Here is a 24,215-nt window from a genome sequence, read left to right on the forward strand (position 1 = left end):
GCTCCGGTAGCTCACCAGCTGATACCCGACGCGGCCGGGAAGTGGTCGCTGCCGTTTGCCGGGAGGACCCAGGAGCGGTGCGGCTCCACGCCGCGGAGGAGGATCTGGTCGATGCGGACCACCGGGAAAGACGCCGGGTAGGTCACCGAAGCAGGCGCCGGGGGCGGCCTGGGCCGAGTGAAGTCGCGAGGTGAGGGGGCGAGCTCGCCGTCGTCCGTGGTGCCGTTCAGGTCGCCGAGGACGACCACGCGGCTGCTCGCGTCGGCGGCGACGGCCTTGCCGACGTGTTCAGCGGCTTCGCTGCGTTCGGCCTGCGGGCGGCGAAGGCGGGCGGCGACGTTCACACGGCCGGCTCGAGAAAGTGCGCCAGGCCGAAGGGTGCGCGGTGAGCCCGAGCGCCATGTTCGCGGTGGCCGCCCAGTAGCCTCGGGACACTGCGTTCTCGGGTCGGTGGTGATACTCGCCCGACCAGATGCCGGTCCGGTTCAACGTGCCGTTGACCTGTTCGACCACCCAGCGCTTCGGCCGCGGCGCGAACCCTTTCCCCTCGTCCTCAAGGTTGCGCCTGACGACGACTTCGATCCCCAACAATGTGCCGTGGATGACCTGGCAGCCTGCAGCGGCACTTCGGCGTCACGCTCGCCTTCATGAACTGCCACCGCAGCGCCGCGTTCCGCACCGGGGCCGAACAGGACACGGCCTACCGGGAGTTCTCCTCCGTGCGCGCGCGACTGCTCGTCCAGATCCCTGAGTTGGCAACTGCTGACTCACGCGAACAATGCCCGCAGGTCCGGCGGCGCATACTGGGGCGGCGGTTCCCTTCGGGGGAATACCAGGTGATCGTCGTCGTAGACGCGCACGGACCCCTTCGGTGAGAGGTCGAGGTTCGCAGAGCCGTCCTCGCAGACCGTCGCAACGAACGCCTCGCGTTTGGCCTGTTCGTCGAGCGCGCGGTAGATACTGGCGACAGAGGGTTCTGTCCCCTGCGCTTGCCGGTGGGGATGATCGGGTCGGGCTGGATCTGCTCGACGGACTCGCCCCACCCGGCGCGGCAGGAGCGTCTACAGCATGTCCTCGGTGATGACGGCCAGCCGCCGTGCTTGCCCTTGCGGGCGGCGGCGTCGAGCCCCTGTCAGGGCCGACTCGCGGATGTTATTCCGCTCGGTCTCCGCCGGCATCGAGAAGCGTGCGAACAGCAGCTTGCCGTGCCCGCTGGGGTCGTACATTCCCGCGAGGGGCCGGCGAGCATCTCCAGCACCAGGCCGTGGGCGAACAGTAGTTGGCGGCGGGCGCGGTGAGTTCGGGGGCTTCGCGGCCGAGCCGCTTCATCTCGTGCACCGTGAGGATGACCCGCCAGTCGGACTGTGGCCATCCACTCCCTAGGGGCGTACCCGGATGATTGTCTTCCCGCGGCGTCGCGTGGTCGGGTTGAGGGCACCGATGGCATCATCGAAGCTCGCGACGTCACCGATGTTTGTCCGCAGCCGTCCGTCCCGCACCCGTTGCACCATCTCACCCAGTTCGGTGCGATCGGCCTCGACAACGAAGTCCACCGCCAAGCCGTCCATGGGCCGCGCCTCGACTGGGCCGACGACGGACACCAGCGTTCCGCCGGCCTTGATCAGGGCAGCGGACCGCCTCTGAACGTCGCCACCGATGACATCGAAGACCAGATCGACGCCCCCGACGTCCTTCAGCGCGTCGTTCTCAAGGTCGACGAACTCATGCGCGCCGAAGTCGAGTGCCTTCTCACGGTCGGCGGCGCGTCCGGTGCCGATGACGTAAGCGCCGGCCTCACGTGCGAGCTGGGTCACCATCGTCCCGACTGCCCCGGCCGCGCCGTGGGCGAGGACGGTCTGGCCAGCCTGAAGACGGCCGTGCTGGAACAGCCCCTGCCACGCGGTCAGACCTGAGATCGGCAGGGACGCGCCTACCGTGAAGTCGACGTCGCCGGGCAGCGGTGCGAGGTTGCGTGCTTCGATCGCCACGTACTCCGCAAGGGTGCCGTCGCGGTGCCAGTCGGCGAGGCCGAACACCCGCTGCCCGACCGACAGCCCCGTCGTGCCGTAGCCGAGGGCCGTGACCACTCCGGCCAGCTCGTGGCCGGGGATCGACGGTGTCTTGTCACGGCCGGCGCGATCGGTCCAGGTCGATGGCCACTCCATCTCGGTCGGGACGAAGCCCGATGCATGAACCTGAACGATGACGTCATTGATCGCTGCGGACGGCTCAGGTCGCTCCGTGAGCGTCATCCCCGCCGTTCCCGCTGCCTGGTCGGTTACCACAATGGCTTTCATTAAGATCGTCCCCTTCCTCGTATGAGCTCGTAACACGATCACGAGCGGTACTTCTCCAGCCGGCTCCAGGAGATGAGGCTGCAGGCCAATGGGCCGCGTGCATCGTGAATTAGCAGGTCATCGGTCTGGCGTGCGTGGCGGTTCGGGTACTTGCGCCGGTCGGGGGCCGATCGCCAGTGCCGTGCCGCGCGCTTCTGCCCTGGAGCTTCTCGCCGCTGACGGGTATGACGAAGGTCAGGCGCGGCGGCCGTAGGTGCGCGGATCCAGAGGCTGCTCGGACTTGGGAAGCCCGCCGACCACGAGACGGTAGGAGTCGGTCACGAGCTCCTTCACCAGCTTCTCGTCGATGGTGCCCCCGCCTTCCGCCGTGATCCAGTGCTTCTTGTTCATGTGATAACCGGGGGTAATGTCTGCGTACTGCTCACGCAGCGCTGCGGCGTCGTCCGGATCAGCTTTCAGGATCACGACGGGGCGCCCCGGCATGTCGGTCATGAGCATGAAGACCTTGCCGCGCACCTTGTAGACCTTCCAGTCGGGGCTGAAACGATGCTCCAGGTCGACGCCGGGCAGTCCCACAGTGCAGTCGCCCGCGATCTTCTGCAGTTCCTGTCCGTCCAAGGTGATCAACTCCTCCATCGATCCGAGTGCCCTGACCGCCCGGCCAAGGCCCAAGGTGGCGTCTCCCGCATGGCCGCCACGAACGGTGGTGCCCGCACGCCGGCAACCTCAACGAGATCGTGTTACGAGCTCCATGTGTTGTCGGTTCCGGTCCCGGGTGGGTGTTTAGATGAAGGTGAACAGCTGGTCGGCGTCGAATCGCGAGATCGGCGTGGTGTACACCCTCTCCGGGTCGGGGTAGCCGAGGGCCAGCAGCACCGTCGTGCTGTGTCCGGTCTCGCGGATCTTGAACGCCTTGTCGACACTGGTCGGGTCGAACCCCTCCAGCGGCGTGGCCTCGACGCCGAGCTCAGCGGCCGCCATCATGGTCAGGCCCACCGCCATGTAGGTTTGCTTCTCCATCCAGTGGTTCAGGTCCTTGTAGCTGTAATTGCGCAGGCTGAGGAAGTCTCGGGTCATTGATTCCCACAGCTCCTGCTTTGACGGGTCAGGGAACCGGCCATCGGCCCTCTCCTTTGCGAACACCGCCTCGAGGTGGCTGTCAGGCACATCTGCCCGGGTGGTGAGGATGATGGTGTGCGACGCGTTCAGGATCTTCTCGGCGTTGTCCTTGAATCGTTCGCCCAGGTTGTTGGCGAGCCGCTCTTTGCCTTCGGGTGTGGCGAGGACGTAGAAGTGGTTGGGCTGTACGTTCACCGATGACGGCGTGGAGCGCAGGAACCTCAGCAACTGCTGAAGGGTTTCCTGCGGAATGGTCTTGCCGGGGTCGAAGTACCTGGTGAGGTGCTTGTTCATGAGCTTGTCGAGGTTCATGTCAATCTGCCATCTTCTTGCGATGAGTGGGTGAGGAGCGGTGTTTCGCAGGGTTTGAGCTAGTTCGTGCTGCGGGCAAGCAGGTCGCTGATGCGCTCGAAGCTGATTCCTGTCGTCGCGGCGGTGAGGTCACCCGCGACGAGAGCCTTGGTGGCCTGTTCGACTGCCTCCATTGCGTGGGTGTAGAGCGCTGGACCCACACTGATGCGCTTGACCCCGGCCTTCTGCAGTTCAGCGACGGTCAGCACTTTGTCCGCCGGCGAGATGAGGACGTTGACCGGTGTCGGCGCGACGGCGGTGACGATCGCGACGAGTGCGTCGAGGTCGGGTGGGTAAGGGGCGTAGAGCACATCCGCGCCGGCCTCGGCGAAGGCCGTCAGACGCCGGACGGTGTCGTCGAGATCGGGCCGCCCCTGGATGAAGTTGTCGGTGCGGCCGGTGACGACGATGCGCCCCTTGGCCGCCTCGACGGCGCTGCGTATGCGGTTGACCGCCTCGTCGAAGTCGCGGATCGGTTGATCGGGATTACCCGAGGTGTCTTCGATCCCGATACCGGCCAGTCCGGACTCGACGGCGGCTTCCACGGTCGCAGCGACGTCTTCAGGCGTGTCGCCGTAGCCGTCCTCGAAGTCTCCGTTGACGGGCAGCCCGGTGAGCCGGCCGAGTAGCCGCGCATGCTCGAGGTGCTCGCCACAGGTGACTTCGTGACGCCCGTCGGACCGGCCGAGTGTGGCGGCGAGTGCCGCCGATGATGTCGCGATCGCCTCGAAGCCGGCATCGGCCAGCATCAGCGCCGAGAGGCCGTCCCATGCGTTCGGCATGACGAAGCCACCGTCGCGGGTGTGCAGTGCCATGAACTCCTCATAGAGTTCGGTGGCCGGCATATCGAACCTTTCCCGAGTGATCGTTTTGGGGCGGTGAGTGGTGTACGGGCTGTGTGCGCGGCCTCGGCGGGGTCCCGGCGATCAGCCGGGCGTACCGGCCGAGTTGACGGCGGGTATGTTGATGTCGGTCTGGTTGACGTTGTTGATGAAGTTGGTCAGCAGGACCTGCACCGCCACCGTGACGATCGCCAGGATCTGCGGATCGGTGTACCCGGCGCCTCGCACAGCCGCGAGGTCCGCGTCGCTCACCTGACCGCGGCTCGCCACCACCTGCTGAGCGAAACGAGCGACCGCGGCGCGCTTGGGATCGATCGAGCTCCCGGCCCGGGCCAAGTCGATGTCATCGCTCGACATGCCACCGAGTTCGGACGATACGTACGTGTGTATCGCCAGGCAGTAATCGCAACCGTTGGCCTGCGACACGGCGAGCGCGATGGTGTGCCGCGTCTTCGCGTCCAGAACCCGGCCCAAGGTGCTTTGCAGGGTCGTGACGGCCTCGAGGACGGTCGGGTTCGACGCGAGAGTCGCGAACATGTTCGGGACGAAGCCGAGCTGTGCGCCGACGTTGTCGAGGATGCGCTTCGTTCCGTCGGGGACGTCGTCAGGAGAGAGGACGTTCAGTCGTGACATGGCGCATCAACCTCCGGTGTGTGTGTCAGTGGTCAGCGTCGAGCCCAAGTCGGTTCTTACTGCTTCAGGGCCCGGTCCTCGTCGCGGCCGTGAACACCGCCACCTTTTGGGCTTGCCAGCCCACTTGCTTCTGCAGTCAACGCTACTCGGTTCTGGGCTGTTAAGCCCAGTTTGAGGTATCGTGTGAAGCATGGAACGCACAACGGGAGCTCGGATGCCTCGCAAGCTCACAGACAAGGGCCAGGCGACGCAGCTTCGTCCTGGCAGTCATCGCGTGGCAGGCCGAGCGCATCCTCGCGTTCCATCGGAGTGAGCGCATCACCTGCTTCGACAGCCTGTAGTGGTTTCGGGAGTGGGCGGATTTCTGCGTCAGCTACGAGCACGCAAGACAGGCCTTGACGCTCACGACGAGCTCGCGAGTGGGTTGCGTCCTGGGAAGTGGTGTACGGGCTCCCACCTGGTCCGGGCGTTTGCTGGACCGCTTGTTCGGTCGTCCGGGGAAGTCTCGGGCGGCCTCCAGATGGTGCACGGTCAGCTCCCGTACCGCAGACGGGCCGATCTGCCCGAACTGTCGTTCCCTGCCCATCTCGATCTGCTCGATCTGCCGTTCGGCCACCCCGCACCCTGCACACTCTGATCGCCTGGACGCAGCCCCGGCTTTGCCGTCAATTGGTGTCACGAAGAACGCTCAGGAAGAGGTGTTCCGGTCCGCTTCGGAGGCATTCTTTGGATCCGATATCATCGAAATATGTCCCGTATTTTCCGGCGGGCGCGCGACGCAGGCCATGCCTCCACTTGCTCGGCTTCGCTCGTGCAGGCGGGCCTCCACCGCCGGGTCGCCGCGACATGCGCATGCACCCAGTGTGCGGACGCCCCTTCGCCTGGTCATGCACCGGCATCCGACGCCGCGCGGTCACGGATCACGAGACAGTTCTTGGTTCCCAGACACGGAAGCGAGCATGCCTTCCACTACGTGGAGGTCGGTCATCCGGGCCTTCACCTCGAGGGCGCATCTGCCATTTTCGCAGTCGAACGGGTTGCGACTCGTCCGCAGGCTCGGAGAATCGTCGGTGGACCCCGGCTGACGTCTCTCTGCCCTTGAGTTATCGAACTGCACAACAAAAAGCAACGATCCGCCCAGCGCTGCTCACCTCCTGAAGCGGCGCTCCCATCCCTGAAGGATGAAGTCATGTCCTACGATATCGAGAAGTCAAACGCCGAGTGGCGCGCGGAACTCAGCCCGGAGGAATACAGGGTGCTGCGCGGAGCTGAGGACGAAGCGGCGTTCACGGGAGAGTACACCGATGCAAAAGAGAAGGGTGTTTACTCTTGCAGGGCCTGCGGCGCTGATCTTTTCACCTCTGAGGAAAAATTTGACTCTCGCTGTGGCTGGCCTGCGTTCTACGACCCCAAGGATCTGGACTCGGTCGAAGTGCAGCAGAGCGAGTCCCCTTATCCCGTGGTTCGGTGCGCTCGTTGCGGGTCGTATCTTGGAGAATTGTTCGAGGGCGAGGGATTTGCGACACCGACGGACAAGCGATACTGCATCAACAGCCTCTCCCTGCGGCTGAAGCCTGGCGATTCCGAATAATGCGAATGAGCGGAGTTTGTGGAGTAGCCGCCGAGCTTTCCGGGTGAACATGGCCTGCTCAACGGGGGCGCGGATCTTGGTCGGGGGTCGGACGAAAATGACCCCCTACCTCTGTTGATGTTGGTCATTCCCCGGTGTCGGCCGTGGGAACCCGTCCGAGGTTGCGGCCGCGCATGCGGTAGCTGTCGCCCTTGAGCGAGATGGCTTCGGCGTGGTGGACAAGGCGGTCGATCATGGCGGCGGCGACGATGTCGTCACCGAAGACCTCGCCCCAGCGGCCGAAGGGTTTGTTACTGCTCACGATCACCGAGGCCCATTCATAGCGGTCCGAGATGTACTGGAAGAAGAGGTTCGCCACCTCGGGTTCAAAGGGGATGTAGCCGACCGCGTCAACGATGATCAGCAGGATGCGACCCAACCGGGTCGACTCATCGCTGAGCCCTCCCACTTGATGTGCTTCGGCCAGGCGGTTCACCCACTGGGCGGTGATGGCGAAGGCCACCCGGTGGCCGGCCTGGCGGGCCCGGATGCGCTGGTGCTCGAAGTCGAAGTCCTGCAGTGACTTGCGGGAGGGGAAGCAGGCTGCCCGGGCGCGTCCCTCGGCGCCATGCGAATCGCGAGCCGCGACCTCCCGCTGCAGGCAGGCGACCAGATACTCCTCGCGGCTCCAACCTCGTCACGGGCCTGCTCGGCGAGTCGGGTGGCCGCATCCCGCGAGGCCGGGGCCTTCAACGCCTTGGCCAGGTAGACGAGTTCGGAGGAGACATCACGGCTGTTCGCCGTCTGCTTGGCAGCCATCACGCGACTCCCTCGCCGGTGCTGAGGCCGCCGTCGATGACACCGAAGACCCGGTCATAGGTATTCAGCGACCGCTCTTCGACTTCCCTGGTCACCGTCGGTGCCGCCTTCTTGCCCACGGCCGCCTTGCGGGCCGCAGCGGCAGCTGCCGCAGTGATCAGGGTCGGTGATGGTCTGATGGCGGGCCCAGCTGCGGGCATCACGGGCGACCTCGACGCCGTCGCAGGTAGCACCGGTGGCCGCCCTGCCTGGCCGAAGCCGAGCGGAATGTGCCGGGCGGGAACCAGAGGTCGCACTGGCCGATCTCGCCCGGCTCATAGACCGTCCGCAAGGCCGGATCCGCAGGCCGGTAGGCCGGCCGCAAGTCCCGAATGCGGTCCTTGAGCACGGTCAGGCCCCGGTCCCGGCCGATCCGCTCGGCCATCAGAGTCGCCGGCATCTCGGGCCACTGCTCGAGCAGTTCGCGGATCTGCCGTTCGACCGCGTCCCCGATCGAGCCTTTCGGCGTCCGCTGGTACTTCGGCGGCGCGTCGTCCGCGATGGCCCTGCGGACGGTGTTCCTCGAGATCCCCAGCTTCCTCGCGATCGCCCTCACCGGCATCTGCTCGGCCCGGTGAAGCCGACGGATCTCTGCCCGGAAACACACCGTCCGGACGGAGGCCAGGTAAGCCCGGTGTACGTGGAAGGGCAGTAGTCACTCACCCCGTCCGGTCCCGCCGGCATCCCGAGGATTTCAGCCCAGGGTGGGATAGCCGCCGGCAGCGAGGTCGGCGATCAGGCTCGGGTGGGTGGGCTCCCAGCCGAACCGTTCCCGGGTCAGCGCACTCGACGATGGCATGTCAAGGGCGAACAGGCGACCGATGAGGCCGAAGCGCTCGGGCGGCGCCGACTCGACCGGCATCGCGAGAACGCCGCCGATAGCCTCGGCCAGCGACCTCATGGTGTCGCCCCCGTCGGCTACCGCGTGCAGGACTGTGCCCGGCGCAGCATCCTCCAGCGCGATGCGGAACAGTGGGGCGACGTCAAGCCGGTTGACCGCTGGCCATCGCTGCGTGCCGTCGCCGACGTACGCAGACACGCCCGTTTTTTGCGCGGCGGCGATGAGCACCGAGCCGAAGCCGTATGCCGACCCGCGCTGGTGCACGGAGCGTGGCAGCCGCACGACAGAGGACCGGACGCCCTGGGCGGCCAGGGCCAGCACCGCCTCGGAATTGCGGCCGCGGCCACCGACCGGACCGTTGGTGGTTTCGGGGTCCTCCTCGGTGGAGACGTGGCCTGACAACATCGGCGTGAGGCCGGCATGCACGAACGGCTTGCCACTGCCTGCGAGTGCAGCCGCGAGGGTCTGCACGGCGCGCGCTTCCTCGTAGATGCCCTGCGCCAAGTTGCTCCAATCGTTGCTGAAGGCCAGGTTGATGACACCATCGGCCTGCGCGGCGCCGGCGCGGAGGCTGTCAAGGTCGGTGAGGTCGCCGCGGAGCGGCGTCCCGCCAGCGGCGCCGACGGCCGTAGCCGCGGCATCGGAGCGGACGAGACCGAGGACCTCGTGACCAGCGGCGATGAGTTCAGGAACGACAACTGAGCCGATGCTTCCGCTGGCGCCAGTGACGAACACGCGCATGGAGGCTCCAGATGACTGCTGCGACGCTGCGTCGCAGGATAAGTACTGGCGGTCCGAGCCGTTCGCGCGCCGCCCGCCGCTGGAACATCCCCGGCGAGGCGACCGGATCTTCTCAGCCCCAACCACCACTTTATCGGTGCATTCATGTCGCGCCGGGAACTTGACCGGGGGGCGACGACGAGAGGGCGCCGGCGCCTTCAAGGCCTGCTGACCGGCGCGGGCCCGCTCGCGGTGCGGGACATGGCCGCGCGCCCCAGTGACCCCCGCATTCCAGGCGTCCCGAGCGTCTACCCGTCGTGAGAGAGCCGACATTCGAACACGTTGTGGCGGACCAGGGGCCCACCGTGTACCGGGGGGTCCTGGCTGTGGCAAGCCGGTGGGATGCAGAGGAGGCCTGGTCCGAGACGTTCCTGTCCGCCCTGGGCAGTGGCGCGCAGAGCGGCGGCGGACGGCATCCGCAACCTCTGCGACAGGACAGCCGTGCCCAGCAGCCCGCTCGTGGAGGGGCTGCACACGCGACTGGCCCGGGACGCGGACGACGCGGGCATCCTGGACGTCGCCTATCTGACCCTCGACAGCCCCGGCCCCGCGGCGGCGGGGCGCCGGATCGAGGGAGCCAGAAAAAAGGACCTTGAGGTCCTTTCTTTGGTCCTGCTACCGTCCGGACAGGTAACCTGACCGACGTGGCGGAACAGGCGCGCGAGAAGAGTGGCTCCCGGCTGACTGAGCGAGGGCGGGCAACCCGCGAGCGCATCCTGAGGGCCGCTGCCGACATGATGCACGTCAGGGGAGTCGCCATGACCACCCTCGACGACGTCAGGGCGGCCAGCGGAACGAGTAAGTCGCAGCTGTACCGCCACTACCCCGACAAGGAAGCGTTGATGCGTGACGTCGTCGCGCTGCAGGCCACCGAAGTGCTGGAACGGCATCAACGACACCTGCAGCGCCTCAACTCCATCCGTGGGCTGGAGCGCTGGAGGGACGCAGTCGTCGAACGGAACGCCCTGCACAACGGGGCCTACGGCTGCCCGCTTGGATCCCTGGCGAGCGAGCTGGCCGACCGGGACGAGGAGGCCCGCAAGGCGATCGACCGGCACTTCACCGTCTGGCAGGGCCTCATCGAGGCGGGGCTGGTCAGGATGAGGGACTCCGGGGTGCTACGGCCGGAGGCTGACACTCAGGCGCTCGCCACGGGCATCATGGCCGCCCTTCAGGGCGGGTACCTCCTGTCCCAGACCGCTCGGGACGTACACCCGATGCGAGTCGCACTCGACATGGCGATCGCCCACGTCAGGACATTCGCGGCAGCTCCCGAGGACCGCAGCGGCCGAAGCCTCGAAGATGGGGAGTCGGCCCGCTAGGTGTCTTGACCCGAGCGTGGTGTAGTCCTAGCCGGTGGTGCGGCGGCGGTCGGGACAGGTGGCAGGGTCGTGGACTCGCCACCCGGTCTTCGCCGTGATCAAGCCTGACCGGCGTTGACAACGCTCGTGATCAATACAGCTGGCGCGTCGGCGGCGGGCGAAGGCCACAGCGCCCTGACCGTGACGGGCGGCTCTGGTGCAGTGACGCTCTCAGGGGCGCTCCACGTGAAGGGTTCGCTCGTGTGTCCGCGAGGCGTCGGGTCGGCCGGTCGCGCCAGGCGGCTGCCCATCGAACGCGGCCGATCCGGCCGGTCTGACGTGCAGTCTTGGCGGGCGCGTAGGGCCGCGGCCGCCACGCGGCCCGGCGCAGCCCGTATCTTGATAAAGGAAAAGGACTCTCAAGTGCCGAAAAAAGTAAGTGGCGCAAGGTACGTTGCTGCTACGGGAGCGCTTGGGGAAGCAGCTGCTGGAAGTGCTTCAACCTCAGCTTCACCGCCGACGCGATCGCGACCTCTCGCGACTACCTCGCTCGCCGCGGCGTGTCAGGCCAGGCGCTGGACCGGATGCACTCAGCCTTCACCCGATCGGTGATGCTCCACGTGACCGCGTGGAAGCCACCGTACGTCGCCCCTGAGAACTGGTGAGGTTCAAGGGGAGGGTCATCGGGCTACCGGGGCCACGCCGTCCACGGCCTGCTCCGTGGCCAAGGAGCGTCTGGCACGCGCTGACGCACAACCTCGCCATCGAGCTGGCGGGCGAGGGTATCCGGGTGAACGCCGCCGCCCCGGCCGTGAGCTCGACACCAGTCCGAGCGCGCTGTACAAGACCGTCTTCGACGCGCGCAGGAAGCTGCGCGCTCAATTGGCGGCCGCCGGGCACTTCGACTGACTGCGCAATGTCTGGACCGACGTCGCGACGAAGGCCGGAGGTGCCGCTGAGGGCTGTGGGAGAGAAGGGAGACAAGAGGCGGGTGTTCCGCGTCGCTGATATTTTTTAGGGGCGCCAGCCCTGCTACGACGAGCCGATTGGACGGCCAGCATGGCGATCATCTCGCGCGGTTTCCACGGCCGACGGCCGCCCGCGGGCAGGAAGCTGCCACCCGGACAGTACGAGACCACGGGCTTTCCGGTCCTCTCGGCCGGGCCCACGCCGTGGATAAGCACAGACAAGTGGGAGCTGTCCGTCACCACGGAGACCGGGAGGCGGCACAGCTGGGACTGGGCCGCCCTCACGAAGCTGCCGTCGGAAACCCCGACAGTAGACCTCCACTGCGTGACCAAGTGGTCGAAGTTCGGCACCCGGTGGCAGGGGGTGTCTTTGGACGTCCTGCTCGCCGATGTCGAGACGGCTGCCGAGTACGTCCTCGTCTCCTCCTACGGGGGCTACACCACGAACCTCCCGCTGGAGGATCTTCTGGACGGCAAGGCCTGGATCGCGTACGGCTACGACGGCCGGCCGCTCGCCCCCGAGCATGGCGGTCCGGCCCGACTGCTCGTCCCGCACCTCTACCTCTGGAAGTCCGCGAAGTGGGTGCACGGACTGGAGTTGCGGGAGAAGGACATCCCGGGGTTCTGGGAGAGCGCCGGCTACCACAATTACGGAGACCCGTGGCAAGAACAGCGGTATCGAGGAGACTAGGCGACCGGCTCCGATGGAGGGTCGCCGAGGTGACAGAACGTCGCGCTGAGTCCGCGACGGCCGTCACACTGGTGCTGGAGGTGCCGGAATGGCCCGGCCATCTGGCAGGCCAGCATGTGGACATCCGGCTGACCGCGGAAGACGGTTACAGCACACAACGCAGTTACTCCATCGCTTCGGCCCCGGACGGAACGCGCCTGGAACTCACAGTGCAGCGCGTCGTTGAGGGCGAGGTCTCTCCCTACCTGGTCGACGAGCTCATGCCCGGCGACCAGCTGGAACTGCGGGGACCGGTCGGAGGCTGGTTCGTCTGGCAGCCGGAGCAGGAAGAACCGGTCCTGCTCGTGGCCGGAGGCTCCGGGCTGGTGCCGCTGATGTGCATGATCCGCTCGCGGCGTGCAGCCGGCAGCCGGGTTCCCTTCCGGGTGCTGTACTCCCTGCGATCGCCGGCCGAGCTGCTGTACGGGCCAGAAATCCGCCAAGGAACACCAGGGGTCGACCTCACACACATCTACACCCGGGAAGCGCCGCAGCAGTCCGCGCGACCCCCGGGCCGCATCACACCCGACGACCTGGCACGCCACGGATGGCCACCGGACTTCGCGCCCACCTGCTACGTCTGCGGACCCACGGCATTCGTCGAGAAGGCAGCTGCCTACCTGGTGCTCCTCGGACACGACCCCGAGCGAGTCCGCACAGAGCGCTTCGGCGGAGGAGAAGACTGAGATGACGGCAGGCACACCGGCAGACACCGCCGGTATCCCACCCGACGCAGAGGGCGGCTACATCGACGGCAACGCGCTGGCCGGCCCTCTGGCCGAACTCTTCGCGGTCGACCTGACAGCAGCGACCAGCCAGTGCGCGCACTGCAGCAATACAGGGCCCGTCGCACGCCTGCACGTATACCGCCAGGCACCGGGACTGGTAGCCCGCTGCCAGCAGTGTGGACAAGTAATGCTACGTCTGGTGCGCGCACCGGAGACGGTCTGGCTGGACACGAGCGGCATCACAGTACTGTCGATCCCCGTCGGCGCCGACTGAGCCACCCATGGCCTCCCTTGCGGATGGCACGTCGTCGCCGTCGGGGCGGCAAGAACGGCCATCTCTTCTGTTCGGTGGTGCCCGCCATGACCGGAAGGCGGGGCCGCCGGAAGCTGGTGGGCCACCGCTCGGGTTTGTCACCTCAAGCGGAGCCCGGGGCTACTGGAAACGGCCGTCGAAGGAGGTACCGCTCCTCAGGTCGGAGAACCGAAGGCCGACGACTGCTCCCCCTTCCACCACCCAGCGCAGATCGTAGGACGCTTGGTAGGAGGGCGGCCAGAAGGAGCAGAAGCGCCCATTCTCGTCGACGGACCAGGTGCCCTCCGTCTGGTGCCCTGCCTCGAAGTAGGAGGTGCTCCCGTCGGGTTGGAAGGTCTGGGTCGTGCCATCGCCGTAGGCCAGGCGGCCTGCGGTGACAGCGGTGGGGATCTGCTCAGGCGGCACGATGGCGCCGTCTTCCGGGTGCAGGTTGTCGATGTTCCTGGTCACAGTGCGCTCCTTCTCCCGAGCCCGACGGTTCCGTTGCTCGTGAGGTCCGGCGGGCGTCTTCTGGCTCAGCGCGGCGAAGATGATCCCATTGGAGGGGGTCTGCTCTATTGGAGTTGGCCGCCTCCGGCCCGTCGAGGGGACTCGACCCCTTGGGCGCCGCAGCACATGAGTGCTTTCCGTACTGCTGTACACGGGTATCGGCTGGGGCCCTGCTGGGCCCGAGCCGCAAGACGGGGCGCCGAGCCGCCATGCCCTTCGAGCTCCGGGGCCCTGCCCTGGTTGCCGGTCATCGGCTCTCGGCGGCGTCCTCTTCCGTCGTCTCGAAGACGCTCCGGTACTGGCCGTAGCCCTCCTGCTCCAGATCCTCCAGGGGGACGAAGCGCAGCGAGGCGGAGTTGATGCAGTACCGCAGTCCTCCGTGGTCGCTGGGCCCGTCCGGGAACAGGTGCCCGAGGTGGCTGTCCCCTTGAGCCGACCGTACTTCGACGCGGACCATGCCGTGGCTGGTATCGGGCCTCTCGACGACGTGGCCGGACTCCAGAGGCCTCGTAAAGCTGGGCCAGCCGGTCCTGCTGTCGTACTTGTCGATCGAGGCGAAGAGGGGCTCCCCGGACACGACGTCCACGTAGATACCGGGTGCCTTGTTGTCCCAGTAGGCGTTGGAGAACGGGGGCTCCGTCTCGTCTCGCTGGGTCACACGGTACTGCTGGTCGGTGAGCTGTGAGATGCGCTGTGGGCTCTTGCTGTACTCCGGCATGCCTACCTCCCAGACGGTGCTGGAGTGTCTCTTTTAACCTATTCGCGTCATGCATGCCCGGACTCTTACCGTGTCGCAGGTGTGCGAGGGCCGCGGGTGAGGGCCTCCCCAGGGCGCGGTGCACGGGCGGACCGTTGACGTGGTGGGCAGAAACGGCCGCCCGTCGCGAGCCCGGCTGCCTCCCCTCACGACCGGGACGGGAGGAAGAGGACCGGGTTGCCCAAGCTGCCCCCATCGCTCGTGCCCGACCCGTAGCGGCGACGCTGCGTTGCAGGTCGCCCTCGACAGGCCGGGCACGTATGTGGACGCGTGCTTCCAGGCGGCAGGGATCGTCCTGGCGGTCGCGTCCGGCGACGGCCGACTGGACGGTCGCGCGCACCGTGACGCCGGGTCCCGACCACCTGGCGGTCTGGGCTTTCGCGAGTGACGTCGCCGTCGTCGCCACCGCGTGGGACCTCGTGCAGCGCCAACGGGACGCAGGGGTTCAGGAGGGGGCATCCAACTCGGGACGGTGCTGATCTCGTATGCGTTGGGCACGACGGGAAGGGGGCCTCCAGCACCCGCCACTTCCCGCGGGTCTGCGCCGCTACTCGCCTGGCTGCGCCTGTTCACCTCTGATGCCCTTCGCGGCCTCCGCTTCCTCGGCTGAGATGTCCTCGGCGATGGCAAGCACCCGCCGCAGGCTGGCGGAGGGAATCACGACGCCACCGGCGCTGTCCATGTAGATGTAGTCACCGGGGCTCACGCACACGCCGGAAATCTCAACAGCCACAGCGCAGGCGTACGGCATCACCGTGTCGCCGCCCCATCGGACCGCCTCCCCCCTGCACCAGGTAGCGAAGCTGTAGCCACGCAACTGGCCGAAGTCACGTAGCCGGCCGTCGGCGAGGACGCCGGCCAGCCCGGTGCCGTCTGCCCTGGCAAGCTTCGTGCCCCCGCCATGGGACACGTCGGCGTGCCCTCCACTGGAGAGCACGAGCACCTGGCCCGCCCTGGGCGGGTTCCCGAGTGCTCCGTAGAAGTAGTACCGGAAGTCATGGGGGCCCTCTGCCGCCAGGTCCTCGCGGTAGGGGAGATAGGAGATGGTGGCTGCCGGCCCGAAGAGATACCGGAGAGGGTCGGGGCTCGACATGGCGGGTATGTGCGCTCGGTGGCCGTGGACCCGGTTCATGGCGTCGACGAGCGTGGCGCACCCCAGGCGGGCTGCCTTCTGAGCCAGTGTGTCGTCCTCCATCAGCTTCTCTCTCAAAGGGCCATGGGCTGGCTATGTCCGGCGTACCGCCGGGGCGCCGTCAGGTACCTCGGCGGGGCCGGAGCCGCGAAGGCTGAGCGTGCCCGGCTTTCTGCATGCTGGATGCCAGAGCCTCCGTCCGCCGGGCCGGCACCCGCACCGCCGACACTCCGCCGCGGTGGCCAGTGACGAATACGTATGCCGGAGAACTGCGCCTAGCGTGTGAGGGTTCTTACTGCACTCACCCTTTCAGTGTCGCGTTCACAGGCTTGCAGGGCATCTTGGCCACCGTTCTCGCCCCGGCGTCCTGTCGGGGCCGCGTTGCGTCCTCTTGCTCCTATGTCAATCAGGCTGCTTGCCGAAGGGAGTCGTGGTGAATGCCGATGTGGGCGTCGTTGAGGAGGGCACGGTAGACGACGTCGGAGAGTCGCCGTCGCGGTGCGCGTATGGCTGGCTTCGGTGCTGGTGTTGCGCGCTTCCTTGCGTCGCAGAAGGTAGGCGCGGGCATCGGGATGGTAGTCGGCCTGAGTGATCGCGATGCGGTGTAGGGCCGCGTTGAGCGGCCGGTTTCCAGTGCGGGCGAGGCGATGTGGCCGAGGGTCGTCGCGGCCTATCCGCTGCAAACGCCGCGGCAGCGAAGGGCGAACAGGTACCAGCCGCGCTCAGCGCAGGAAGCCTCGTCCGCAGCAGCCGCGCCACGGAGGGCGCAGCGCCGACGGAAGCACCCTCTACACCGGGAGGGGCTCGGGACAAGGGACACCCGGTCGGTCGACGCCGACGACCACGACCCCTTCTGCTCCTCCAGGCCCTCCGACCGCGGGGCTCGTAACAACCCCCTGCATGGCGCGGGAGCGGCGAGTCCACAGCCTCCGCCTCTCGGAAACCAGCGGCGGAGCCCGCTTCCAGGTCCTCTGAGACCCCTGCCGGCACACCGACAAGTCGACGCTCAGGCGCAGCGCCTCCTGCCTGCCTCGCGCGAGGGAGTGGGCGAGCGCTCGCTTAGAGCGCTTCCGCCAACTCCACTCAGTCACCGCACCATTGCCGCGCGGACAGGAGCCGAGGCCGGCCACCGTGTCACGAAGCTGCCCTTTGACGCAGTCGGGTGCCGCACCGTGTGTCGTGTTTGGAGACCACAGTTTTAGGCACGTTGGCGCCACCAGCGCCCGGGAGAAGCTGGCGCCGGGACACTGGGGCCGGCGTCCTGCCCTCGAATAACCGTGATGCGCTGCAACCGCGTCGGCCGACCCTGGGATGCCGGCGGCGCGGGCTCTTGACATGATGGGACAAGTGCCAAGAAAACGCCCCTCCCGTCGGCCGAGTTGAGGCGCACGGGTTGAGGCCGGTGCACACACGATACTCGGGCAGGGTCCGCCTCGGGCCTGCGGCTGCGCAGGGAAGCGCAGACGCCACCACTGACCGCCGTCGGGGCAGCGCCTGTGCGAAGACAGGAGAATGCCATGGCCGCGCACACCGCTATCGCCAGGTTGCACTCCGGGGGGATAACGGCGAGCCGATTCGGACTCGTGCTGAACCTCGCCAGCATCGGACGGCTCAAGTTCGAGGATTACGAGGTGGAGAACATCCGTCCTGTGGTCGTCTCGAGCCCACTGCTGCGACGGCCGCTGAGAGCGCTCGGAGAGACGAGACTGGCCAAAGCCATCGGGATCACTGAGATCACGATCGCCGGGATGATCTCCACCGGGCGGTGGGCGCCCAGAGTCTCGGCAGTCGGCAGCCTGCTCGCGGCCGGGATGTTCACCGTCACGCTCAGTTTCCTGATCAGCACTCCGGAGGCGTGGCACCAGCGGGGGCGAGAGCCGAAGCTCTCGCCGGCCGGCCAATTTCTGATCAAGGACGTGGTGCTTCTGGGTGCTTCCCTGATCACCGCTGCGGAGTCGCTGAGCAGAAACCGACGACCATAGCCTGTCACTGCTCCCCTGCCGCCCGTGACGCCTCGGACATCCAAGGACCCTTTGAACTCAAGGGTCTCCGTCAGCGACCAGGCACTTGCCGGTGACCTGGATGGCGGAAGCACGTCGGGCCGTGCCAACCCATCCCGTGCGTCCATCCTGGGCGTAGGCGGGCCCTCCATTTGCACAGACCGTAGGGCCCCCTCAGCCAGCCACAGCTGCTCCCTGGCAGTCCGCAGCCATGGGCGGTGCCGGCACCTCGGCTGGGTGTGCCCACTCCGGCGTGAATGCCCACGGTTTGCAATCAGGCGTACGCAGGCGTACCAGGACAACCCTGCAGCGCGTCGCTGGGACGGTAGTCCCCTGAAGAAAAGGTCCAGCCGCGTAAGAACTCGACCGCCCACAGCGCTAAAGACCCGCGCTCGAGTCGGTCGCTGACCCGTCTCGGAGCAGTGTCAGCACGGCTGGCTTCCCTCACAGAACCCGGCGCCCCGCTGCCGCCGACGCCGCGGCGGTGCCCGACGAGGAGAGAGAGTGTTATGAGAGCGACCATCCAGGGCCGAGTGCTGGCCGAGGCGTCCGACGACGAGATCGTCATGATCGAGGGGAACGTCTACTTTCCTCCGGGCACAGTGGCGCAGGAACTCCTGAGCGAGAGTGAGACTCCCTACACGTGTCCCTGGAAGGGACGCAGCCAGTACTTCAACGCTGTCATCGACGGGAAGGTCGTGGACGATGTGGGTTGGAGCTACCCCGCCCCTCTCGCCAGCGCAGTGAAGCGCGTCGGGCGAGACTTCTCCAAGTTCGTTGCCTTCAGCCCCTTCGTAACCGTAGACAGCCACGGCTGATCTCACGTACAGACACACCGGATGCTCCTGGCGCCGCGCACGTGCTGGGCAGTCGTACCGTCACGCCCCGTCGCTGCGCCAGTGCGACTCGTCGGCCGTGAGATGCAACGGAACAGCGGCGCGCCCAGGCCCGGACCGGTCTCACGCGAGGTGCCACACGGACAGTATCCGGCGCCTCTTCGGACGAGCATGCCGTCTACCGCACCTCTACTGCTCGTCGACGTGCAACTCGACCGCCTGCCCCTGCTAGGGAAGGCGCACTACGATCGGGGCTGTGCCGAGGTGCTTTCAGCCTGCGGCCGGACCACAAGCCGCCGACGGCACGTTCCCCGGTCAACCGGCCCCTGCGCCGGTCGGCCCAGGTCGGCGTAGGGATGGTCTGGTGGGCGCAGGGCACGCCGCCAGGGCCGCCGCTGCGCAGGCGTAGGCACGCTCGGGCGGCCTTCACGGCCCGCCTCACCCCCCTGGAAGGTGCGGGAAACATGACAAGTGCGTTGAAGGACCTCTCGGACGCTGGTGTGTCCGTGTGGCTGGACACCCTGTCGCGCGAGCGGATCATCTCGGGCAGCCTGGCGGAGCTGATCAGCAGCCGCCACGTGGTGGGCGTCACCACGAACCCGACGATCTTCAGGGACGCAATATCGCACGGAACGGAATACGGGGCCCGGATGTCCGACCTCGCGGTTCGCGGAGTGTCAGCCGAGGAGGCAGTCCGCACCATCACCGCGTCGGATGTACGCGATGCCGCCGACATCCTTCGCCCCGCTTTCCTCGCGTCCTACGCCGGCCAGGACGGCCGCGTCTCCATCGAGGTCGACCCCCACATGGCTCACGACACCACGGCGACGATCGCCGAGGCACGTCACCTGGCCTGGCTCGTAGACCGCCCGAACACATACATCAAGATCCCTGCGACCAAGGCGGGCCTGCCCGCCATCGCCGAGACCATCGCCCAGGGCATCAGTGTCAACGTGACCCTGATCTTCTCGCTGGCACGCTACCGGCAGGTTGCTGACGCCTATTTGACGGGCCTCGAGAAAGCCCACGCCGCTGGGCGCGACCTGTCGCAGATTTCCTCGGTCGCATCGTTCTTCGTCTCCCGCATGGACACGGAGGTCGACAGGCGCCTCGACGCCCTCGGCACGCCGGAGGCCAGAGCCCTCCGGGGCAGGGCCGCCGTCGCCAACGCCCGCCTGGCCTACGAAGCCTTCGAGGAGGTCTTCTCCGGTGAGCGCTGGAACCGCCTGCTCCGTTCGAGGGCGAACAAACAGCGCCCGCTGTGGGCTTCGACGGGCGTCAAGGACAGCGCGTACGAGGCCACCAAGTACGTCGCCGGTCTGATCGCCCCCGGCACGGTGAACACCATGCCCGAGGCAACGCTGCTCGCCGTCGAGGCACAGGGGCTGGCCGCAGGCAGCGATGTCCGCAGCACATACGACGAGGCCCGGGCCGACCTGGAAGCGATCGAGCGCCTGGGTATCCCCTATACGGAAGTCGTCCAGCAGTTGGAGGACGAGGGCGTGGCAAAGTTCCAGGAGTCCTGGGACGGCCTTCTCACAGCAACCGCGGCCCAGCTCCGAACCGGCACACACAGGCTGCACACGCGGCAATGAGAAACGCCCCTCCGGAACACCCCGATTCCCGGGCGCTGCCGCACCTCCCGCACCGTGTTCCCTCCTCCCGGGAGAGCGGCGTGAACCGCGTCCACGGAGTCGCCAGCAGCATCTCGACATGGCTCGAAAGCGCAGCCTGCCCGGGATCTCGACACCGAACTGTTCCTCCCCGTAAGCCCGGAGCGCCCCGGCCGGCGTCAGGCCGACGAAGCGAACGCCGTGCGCAAGCAGTGCCCTGTCCGCCGACAGTGCGCCAGTTGGGCTGTCACCAAAGCACAGCAGTACCGAATCTGGGGTGGAGTGGACAAGGAAGAATTGGTCCTGACCCGCAGGAGAAAACGCCTCAGCACCCGGAAACGGTCCAGCTACCGGCCTGACGCCTGAGACGGAGCAGGCCGTCCGCGTCAATGACTTGAGCACGCGGAGACAGTGCAATTCGCGTGGAAGAAGGGATCTGACCCGGTTTGGATTTTCCACACGTCCCTCAGCACGAAGTACAGGTCGTGCAACTCCTCGTATCGCCGGTGCACCGGTTCTCCGGACGGCCCGCCCAGGGGCCGTCAGCGGATCCTGTCGGGGGGCTGGTGCAGCAGATCCATGTACGCAGTCATCTCGGAATCGTCGGCGACCGGTACTTCGCCCAGCCGGCTCACCGGGACGCGGCCGTGACCATCATGGCGGAGGAGAACCTGCCCACAAGCATTGATCCCGCTGTCGACCTCCGACAGACGCGACGGAACATCCTGCTCCGAGGCATCGACATCGACGCCTACGTCGGTTGGACCGTAGAACTCGACACCGGCGACGGCCCCATTGCGTTCGCCGTCAACCGCGCTGCACGGCCCTGTGCGTGGATGGACACTCTCATCGGGCCCGGGGCGCAGCGTGCGCTACGCGGCAAGGGCGGCGTACGGTGCACGCCGCTGTCAGACGGCGTGCTCCGTGTCGGCAGGGCGAGTTTCCACCTGGTCGGGCCGCGCGAATGGCGCTAGTGCCGCGGCAGGCAACGTTTGCCCGTCAAGGAGCGGCGTCCGGTGCGTTCTCCGGGGGTACCCCCTGCTCGAAGAGCTTGGGGGAGCGTGCCGGGCGTCGCGACGGGGCGAACGTTGCCTGCTGGGGCACTAGTACTCCAGCCGGACCGGCAGTGCGTACAGCACCCGGAACGGTGCCCGGGTGCCGGCCTCCTCCCGTGCGCGGACCATGCACATCAGAGGCACGAGTCCCGATCCGCCCGCCGCCAGCAGAACCGGCTCGGTCTGCTGCTCCAGACGAACCACCCGCCGACAGGCCCGCTCAGCTCCAACTGGTCCCCGGCACGAACTCGTCCACGAGGTGGGGCGACACTTTCCCGCCAGGCGTGCGCTGGACCGTCAGCTCGAAGCCCCGGCCGTTGGGGGCCGAGGCGATCGAGTAGCTGCGCTGGGTGCAGTAACCGTCTTCTGCGGTCAGCCTGACGTATACATGCTGGCCGGCCAGGTGCCCGGGTCAGCCTGGCAGGTCCAGTATCAGGGTGACGGCCGTCGCCGACTCCACGCGCCGACTCGTTACGTCGGCGGTCCGGGTCCGCCATCGGAGCCGGTCGCCTAGTCTCCCTGATACCGCTGTTCTCGCCATGGGTCTCCGTAGTTGTGGTAGCCGGCGCTCTCCCAGAAGCCGGGCACGTCGCTCTGCCTCAGCTCGATCTCGCGCACCCACTTCGCGGACTTCCACAGGTACAGGTGCGGGACCAGCAGCCGAGCGGGGCCACCGTGTTCGGGTGCCAGGTCGCTGCCCCCGTAGCCATAGACGATCCACGCTTTGCCGTCGACCAGGTCGGCGAGGGGGATGTTCGTGGTGTAGCCCCCGTACGAGGTGACGAGAACGTGCTCTGCGGCCGTCTCCACGTCCGCCAGTAGAACGTCCAGGGACACGCCTTGCCATTCGGTGCCGAACTTCGACCACTTCGTCACACAGTGCAGGTCGACCGTCGGAGACTCCGCCGGGAGTGCCATCAGGTCTGCCCAGTCCCACACGTGCCGTCTCCCGGCTTCCGTGGTCACGGACAGCTTCCAGTCGTCCTGCCGGATGCGGGGGGTAGGCCCGGCGGACAGCACCGGGAACCCGGTCGTCTCGTACTGTCCAGGTGGCAGCTTCGTGCCCGCCGACGGCCTTCGACCGTGGAAGCCGCGCGAGATGAACGCCATGCTCGCCGTCCCTGTTAGTCCGGGGTGGCCCCTGTGGGCCCCTTCGAAGGTGAGCGCCCGGGCGGAGCGATTCCTTACCTCCGGCGCCTCGGGAAAATGAGTACCTGAGGGCGCCGCCCGGGGGACGACTGCCAGGCCCCCGGGGCGTGTGCGGCCGCGGTGCGAACCGCCTGGTCAGCGTTGCCCGTGCCGACGTAGTCGCCGCTGCATCAGCCCGCGGCGCTGAGATGTCCGCCGGCTATCAGCTGAGCTCGCAGTTTCTTACGGGCGTCGAACATCGTCTTGTAGAGCGCGTTGCGGTTCGTCTCCAGCTCACTGGCCAGCGCTTCCAGGGGGACTCCGTTGACGACGGCGGTGAACACCTGCCGCTGGCGGGCGCTCAGTGTCTGGATTGCGTCACGCACAGCTTCGGCCAGCTCTCGCGCCTGCCAGTGGCTGACGGGGTCGATACCGGAACGGTCGGGCACTTGCGCCCATTCGTCCAAGTCGACCCGGGCATTTGAAACACGCCAGAAATGGCGGCCCAGTTTGCTGGACACCTCAAGCACGACGAATCGGAACGCCCATGTGGTGAACCTGGCGTCGCCTCGAAATTCCCGAATTTTGCGTGTGATCCTCATCAGTGCGTCGGCGGCCGCCTGGTGGGCGAGATCGTTCAGCTCGGGCCCGGTAATCCGGTAACGAGGACCCCGACGAAACACTTCGTCCATGGCAATCCGCACCAGCATTTCATGCAGCCGCGTGCACGCCTGCTCGAACTGCGGCCCACGGCCCTCCTCGAGCGCGTCCACCCAGGCGGCGGATTCCGGGTCGAGTTGCCCTCGGCCCTCGGCGGGCCGTGCTGCCGGGGCACAGCCGCTGCTTCCGGCACGTCCGTCCGGAGCTGAGTGGCGCGTTCTTCTGACATCCACAGAGTGCATGGCCTTCAATCCTCAGGTCATCTCGTGCGGACAAGCCAAACACAAGACCCATCTATAGGCCGTCTACGCGAAGTCGCTGTTTTTCTTTCGCCGTGCACGCATCCCGAGATTTCACGGACGGGGGTTTCCGGCGTATTTCAACGAGTAACTCGCGCGCGTCGTGGGGCGCGCATTCCCGTACTGTCGCGGTCGGCTGGTGAGCAGGCCGGTCCACGCAGGCCCGCGACCCTCCACGCCGGTGGCGGGCGGTCACGCTGTGTGCAGCCCGGGCGTGTGCTGCTGCAGCAGCCAACGCAGCTGTCGCCGCCCCCTGTGGATGCGCGACATTACGGTGCCCACAGGGATCCCCATCGTTTCCGCGATCTCGCGGTAGGAGAGACCCTCGACGTCTGCGAGGTACACAGCGAGCCGGCGCGGCGGGGAGATCTGGCGGAAGGCTGCTTGGAGGTCGGGATTCACGATTCGCTCCAGCGCTTCTGCCTCGGCCGACTTCGGTGCTCCGGAAGCATGGGCGCCAAGACGCGCCAGCTGCTCGTCTTCGACCTCGGAGGAGAGGCACAACTGCGGTCTGCACTGCTGTCCACGGCGGGTAGATATGTACTGATTGATCATGATCTTCTTCATCCAGGCCGCGAAGTTCGTGCCTGGTTGAAACTGGTCGAACGATGCATACGCGCGCGCGTACGCTTCCTGGACCAGGTCTTCAGCGTCTGCTGCGTGGCGGGTCATACGCCAGGCGGCGGCGTAGAGGGCGCGACGATGCGGGAGGGCTTCCTCTTCGAATCTCGCACGGCGCTGGGCGGGGCTCTCCCGCTGGCTGCTGGTGCCCGGTTCCGGTGGGAAATGCATCATTTTCACGGTCGCTTCCTCTCTCAGCGCCCAGACCACGCCGGCTGCGCCCGGCGTGCGGTGTCAGCCCGCTTAGGACAGTCCAGGGCTTGGCACCCGGCCCGGCTCCTCCGCAGCGGGCCT

The 24,215-nt window shown here is 67.1% G+C and carries 29 protein-coding genes and 2 pseudogenes; 12 read left to right on the forward strand and 19 right to left on the reverse strand.

Annotation, left to right across the window (positions count from 1 at the left end):
* Positions 1-11: 11 nt before the first annotated feature.
* Positions 12-458, reverse strand: coding sequence for an endonuclease/exonuclease/phosphatase family protein (locus N8I84_RS01995; protein ID WP_449334053.1), 447 nt, complete (start codon positions 456-458; stop codon positions 12-14).
* A 156-nt stretch (positions 459-614) separates the two neighbouring features.
* On the opposite strand from N8I84_RS01995, the gene N8I84_RS43005 reads away from it, so the two are divergent.
* Positions 615-875: a hypothetical protein gene (locus tag N8I84_RS43005; protein WP_390899008.1), complete on the forward strand. Its 261-nt coding sequence runs from the start codon at positions 615-617 to the stop codon at positions 873-875.
* A gap of 186 nt (positions 876-1,061) precedes the next feature.
* Here N8I84_RS43005 and N8I84_RS02000 read toward each other — a convergent pair whose 3' ends face one another.
* The 6 genes from N8I84_RS02000 to N8I84_RS02025 form a co-directional block, all read right to left on the reverse strand.
* A complete protein-coding gene (locus N8I84_RS02000; protein WP_263227672.1) occupies positions 1,062-1,226 on the reverse strand; it encodes a hypothetical protein in 165 nt (54 codons plus the stop codon).
* 153 nt (positions 1,227-1,379) lie between these two features.
* Positions 1,380-2,297 carry an NADP-dependent oxidoreductase gene (locus N8I84_RS02005; protein ID WP_263227674.1) on the reverse strand — a complete coding sequence of 306 codons (918 nt, stop codon included), beginning with the start codon at positions 2,295-2,297 and terminating at the stop codon, positions 1,380-1,382.
* Between the two features lie 234 nt (positions 2,298-2,531).
* Positions 2,532-2,933, reverse strand: a complete 402-nt coding sequence (locus N8I84_RS02010) for an MmcQ/YjbR family DNA-binding protein (RefSeq protein WP_390898831.1) — start codon at positions 2,931-2,933, stop codon at positions 2,532-2,534.
* Positions 2,934-3,080: 147 nt separating this feature from the next.
* Positions 3,081-3,728, reverse strand: a complete 648-nt coding sequence (locus tag N8I84_RS02015; RefSeq protein ID WP_263227676.1) for a nitroreductase family protein — start codon at positions 3,726-3,728, stop codon at positions 3,081-3,083.
* Positions 3,729-3,787: 59 nt separating this feature from the next.
* The gene (locus tag N8I84_RS02020) at positions 3,788-4,582 is read right to left on the reverse strand and encodes an isocitrate lyase/PEP mutase family protein (protein ID WP_263227678.1); all 795 of its coding nucleotides are present in this window, start codon (positions 4,580-4,582) and stop codon (positions 3,788-3,790) included.
* A 111-nt stretch (positions 4,583-4,693) separates the two neighbouring features.
* Positions 4,694-5,242, reverse strand: coding sequence for a carboxymuconolactone decarboxylase family protein (locus tag N8I84_RS02025; protein ID WP_263227680.1), 549 nt, complete (start codon positions 5,240-5,242; stop codon positions 4,694-4,696).
* Positions 5,243-6,431: 1,189 nt separating this feature from the next.
* Between N8I84_RS02025 and msrB (N8I84_RS02030) the strand changes: the two genes are divergently transcribed.
* A complete protein-coding gene (gene msrB, locus N8I84_RS02030) occupies positions 6,432-6,833 on the forward strand; it encodes a peptide-methionine (R)-S-oxide reductase MsrB (protein WP_263227682.1) in 402 nt (133 codons plus the stop codon).
* 124 nt (positions 6,834-6,957) lie between these two features.
* On the opposite strand, the gene N8I84_RS42640 is transcribed toward msrB (N8I84_RS02030), so the two are convergent.
* The 4 genes and pseudogenes from N8I84_RS42640 to N8I84_RS02050 all read right to left on the reverse strand — a co-directional run bounded on the left by N8I84_RS42640 (position 6,958) and on the right by N8I84_RS02050 (position 9,252).
* Positions 6,958-7,335: an ATP-binding protein gene (locus N8I84_RS42640; protein ID WP_313884224.1), complete on the reverse strand. Its 378-nt coding sequence runs from the start codon at positions 7,333-7,335 to the stop codon at positions 6,958-6,960.
* A 295-nt stretch (positions 7,336-7,630) separates the two neighbouring features.
* On the reverse strand, positions 7,631-7,831 hold the full coding sequence (locus N8I84_RS02040) for a hypothetical protein (protein ID WP_263235051.1): 201 nt from the start codon (positions 7,829-7,831) through the stop codon (positions 7,631-7,633).
* 24 nt (positions 7,832-7,855) lie between these two features.
* Positions 7,856-8,232: pseudogene (locus N8I84_RS02045) on the reverse strand (IS21 family transposase); the annotation flags it as partial.
* A 132-nt stretch (positions 8,233-8,364) separates the two neighbouring features.
* Complete coding sequence (locus N8I84_RS02050) at positions 8,365-9,252, reverse strand: SDR family oxidoreductase (protein ID WP_263227683.1); 888 nt, start codon at positions 9,250-9,252, stop codon at positions 8,365-8,367.
* A 426-nt stretch (positions 9,253-9,678) separates the two neighbouring features.
* Between N8I84_RS02050 and N8I84_RS02055 the strand changes: the two genes are divergently transcribed.
* From N8I84_RS02055 to N8I84_RS02075, 5 genes are all read left to right on the forward strand, one after another.
* On the forward strand, positions 9,679-9,930 hold the full coding sequence (locus N8I84_RS02055) for a hypothetical protein (RefSeq protein WP_263227685.1): 252 nt from the start codon (positions 9,679-9,681) through the stop codon (positions 9,928-9,930).
* A 5-nt stretch (positions 9,931-9,935) separates the two neighbouring features.
* Positions 9,936-10,613, forward strand: a complete 678-nt coding sequence (locus N8I84_RS02060; RefSeq protein WP_263227686.1) for a TetR/AcrR family transcriptional regulator — start codon at positions 9,936-9,938, stop codon at positions 10,611-10,613.
* Between the two features lie 1,038 nt (positions 10,614-11,651).
* Positions 11,652-12,251 (forward strand): sulfite oxidase-like oxidoreductase, encoded by a 600-nt coding sequence (locus N8I84_RS02065; protein WP_263227688.1) that lies wholly within the window; start codon positions 11,652-11,654, stop codon positions 12,249-12,251.
* Entirely contained in the window at positions 12,221-12,976 is a 756-nt protein-coding gene (locus N8I84_RS02070; protein WP_263227690.1) for a ferredoxin reductase, read from the forward strand. Before N8I84_RS02065 ends, N8I84_RS02070 begins: the two co-directional genes overlap by 31 nt.
* Position 12,977: 1 nt before the next feature.
* Complete coding sequence (locus N8I84_RS02075; RefSeq protein ID WP_263227693.1) at positions 12,978-13,292, forward strand: DUF6510 family protein; 315 nt, start codon at positions 12,978-12,980, stop codon at positions 13,290-13,292.
* A 159-nt stretch (positions 13,293-13,451) separates the two neighbouring features.
* On the opposite strand, the gene N8I84_RS02080 is transcribed toward N8I84_RS02075, so the two are convergent.
* The 3 genes from N8I84_RS02080 to N8I84_RS02090 all read right to left on the reverse strand — a co-directional run bounded on the left by N8I84_RS02080 (position 13,452) and on the right by N8I84_RS02090 (position 15,787).
* Positions 13,452-13,781 (reverse strand): hypothetical protein, encoded by a 330-nt coding sequence (locus N8I84_RS02080; RefSeq protein ID WP_263227694.1) that lies wholly within the window; start codon positions 13,779-13,781, stop codon positions 13,452-13,454.
* Between the two features lie 286 nt (positions 13,782-14,067).
* The gene (gene msrB / locus N8I84_RS02085; protein ID WP_263227696.1) at positions 14,068-14,538 is read right to left on the reverse strand and encodes a peptide-methionine (R)-S-oxide reductase MsrB; all 471 of its coding nucleotides are present in this window, start codon (positions 14,536-14,538) and stop codon (positions 14,068-14,070) included.
* 586 nt (positions 14,539-15,124) lie between these two features.
* Complete coding sequence (locus N8I84_RS02090; RefSeq protein ID WP_263227698.1) at positions 15,125-15,787, reverse strand: RraA family protein; 663 nt, start codon at positions 15,785-15,787, stop codon at positions 15,125-15,127.
* 1,439 nt (positions 15,788-17,226) lie between these two features.
* On the opposite strand from N8I84_RS02090, the gene N8I84_RS02095 reads away from it, so the two are divergent.
* From N8I84_RS02095 to N8I84_RS02110, 5 genes and pseudogenes are all read left to right on the forward strand, one after another.
* Entirely contained in the window at positions 17,227-17,691 is a 465-nt protein-coding gene (locus tag N8I84_RS02095) for a YkgB family protein (RefSeq protein WP_263227700.1), read from the forward strand.
* A gap of 527 nt (positions 17,692-18,218) precedes the next feature.
* Complete coding sequence (locus N8I84_RS02100) at positions 18,219-18,527, forward strand: DUF427 domain-containing protein (protein ID WP_263227701.1); 309 nt, start codon at positions 18,219-18,221, stop codon at positions 18,525-18,527.
* A 482-nt stretch (positions 18,528-19,009) separates the two neighbouring features.
* A complete protein-coding gene (gene tal, locus N8I84_RS02105) occupies positions 19,010-20,140 on the forward strand; it encodes a transaldolase (protein ID WP_263227702.1) in 1,131 nt (376 codons plus the stop codon).
* A gap of 150 nt (positions 20,141-20,290) precedes the next feature.
* Positions 20,291-20,524: pseudogene (locus N8I84_RS43010) on the forward strand (WhiB family transcriptional regulator); the annotation flags it as partial.
* 200 nt (positions 20,525-20,724) lie between these two features.
* Entirely contained in the window at positions 20,725-21,132 is a 408-nt protein-coding gene (locus tag N8I84_RS02110) for a molybdenum cofactor biosysynthesis protein (RefSeq protein WP_263227704.1), read from the forward strand.
* 129 nt (positions 21,133-21,261) lie between these two features.
* On the opposite strand, the gene N8I84_RS02115 is transcribed toward N8I84_RS02110, so the two are convergent.
* From N8I84_RS02115 to N8I84_RS02135, 5 genes are all read right to left on the reverse strand, one after another.
* Positions 21,262-21,417: a hypothetical protein gene (locus N8I84_RS02115; protein WP_263227706.1), complete on the reverse strand. Its 156-nt coding sequence runs from the start codon at positions 21,415-21,417 to the stop codon at positions 21,262-21,264.
* 16 nt (positions 21,418-21,433) lie between these two features.
* Positions 21,434-21,616 (reverse strand): FAD-binding oxidoreductase, encoded by a 183-nt coding sequence (locus N8I84_RS02120; RefSeq protein ID WP_313884340.1) that lies wholly within the window; start codon positions 21,614-21,616, stop codon positions 21,434-21,436.
* A 107-nt stretch (positions 21,617-21,723) separates the two neighbouring features.
* Positions 21,724-22,323: a molybdopterin-dependent oxidoreductase gene (locus N8I84_RS02125; RefSeq protein WP_263227707.1), complete on the reverse strand. Its 600-nt coding sequence runs from the start codon at positions 22,321-22,323 to the stop codon at positions 21,724-21,726.
* Positions 22,324-22,532: 209 nt separating this feature from the next.
* Entirely contained in the window at positions 22,533-23,114 is a 582-nt protein-coding gene (locus N8I84_RS02130; RefSeq protein ID WP_263227709.1) for an RNA polymerase sigma factor, read from the reverse strand.
* A 378-nt stretch (positions 23,115-23,492) separates the two neighbouring features.
* Positions 23,493-24,095: a sigma-70 family RNA polymerase sigma factor gene (locus N8I84_RS02135; RefSeq protein ID WP_263234624.1), complete on the reverse strand. Its 603-nt coding sequence runs from the start codon at positions 24,093-24,095 to the stop codon at positions 23,493-23,495.
* Positions 24,096-24,215: the final 120 nt, after the last annotated feature.

The organism is Streptomyces cynarae (assembly GCF_025642135.1).
Taxonomy (GTDB): Bacteria; Actinomycetota; Actinomycetes; order Streptomycetales; family Streptomycetaceae; genus Streptomyces; species Streptomyces cynarae.

Bases quoted from the DNA above. Each gene is read 5' to 3' on its own strand.
- N8I84_RS02000 (WP_263227672.1), bottom strand. From the start codon at position 1,226: ATGTACGACCCCAGCGGGCACGGCAAGCTGCTGTTCGCACGCTTCTCG.
- N8I84_RS02005 (WP_263227674.1), bottom strand. From the start codon at position 2,297: ATGAAAGCCATTGTGGTAACCGACCAGGCAGCGGGAACGGCGGGGATG.
- N8I84_RS02010 (WP_390898831.1), bottom strand. From the start codon at position 2,933: ATGGAGGAGTTGATCACCTTGGACGGACAGGAACTGCAGAAGATCGCG.
- N8I84_RS02015 (WP_263227676.1), bottom strand. From the start codon at position 3,728: ATGAACCTCGACAAGCTCATGAACAAGCACCTCACCAGGTACTTCGAC.
- N8I84_RS02020 (WP_263227678.1), bottom strand. From the start codon at position 4,582: ATGGCACTGCACACCCGCGACGGTGGCTTCGTCATGCCGAACGCATGG.
- N8I84_RS02025 (WP_263227680.1), bottom strand. From the start codon at position 5,242: ATGTCACGACTGAACGTCCTCTCTCCTGACGACGTCCCCGACGGAACG.
- msrB (WP_263227682.1), top strand. From the start codon at position 6,432: ATGTCCTACGATATCGAGAAGTCAAACGCCGAGTGGCGCGCGGAACTC.
- N8I84_RS02040 (WP_263235051.1), bottom strand. From the start codon at position 7,831: ATGCCCGCAGCTGGGCCCGCCATCAGACCATCACCGACCCTGATCACT.
- N8I84_RS02050 (WP_263227683.1), bottom strand. From the start codon at position 9,252: ATGCGCGTGTTCGTCACTGGCGCCAGCGGAAGCATCGGCTCAGTTGTC.
- N8I84_RS02065 (WP_263227688.1), top strand. From the start codon at position 11,652: ATGGCGATCATCTCGCGCGGTTTCCACGGCCGACGGCCGCCCGCGGGC.
- N8I84_RS02075 (WP_263227693.1), top strand. From the start codon at position 12,978: ATGACGGCAGGCACACCGGCAGACACCGCCGGTATCCCACCCGACGCA.
- msrB (WP_263227696.1), bottom strand. From the start codon at position 14,538: ATGCCGGAGTACAGCAAGAGCCCACAGCGCATCTCACAGCTCACCGAC.
- N8I84_RS02095 (WP_263227700.1), top strand. From the start codon at position 17,227: ATGGCCGCGCACACCGCTATCGCCAGGTTGCACTCCGGGGGGATAACG.
- N8I84_RS02100 (WP_263227701.1), top strand. From the start codon at position 18,219: ATGAGAGCGACCATCCAGGGCCGAGTGCTGGCCGAGGCGTCCGACGAC.
- tal (WP_263227702.1), top strand. From the start codon at position 19,010: ATGACAAGTGCGTTGAAGGACCTCTCGGACGCTGGTGTGTCCGTGTGG.
- N8I84_RS02125 (WP_263227707.1), bottom strand. From the start codon at position 22,323: ATGGCGTTCATCTCGCGCGGCTTCCACGGTCGAAGGCCGTCGGCGGGC.
- N8I84_RS02135 (WP_263234624.1), bottom strand. From the start codon at position 24,095: ATGATGCATTTCCCACCGGAACCGGGCACCAGCAGCCAGCGGGAGAGC.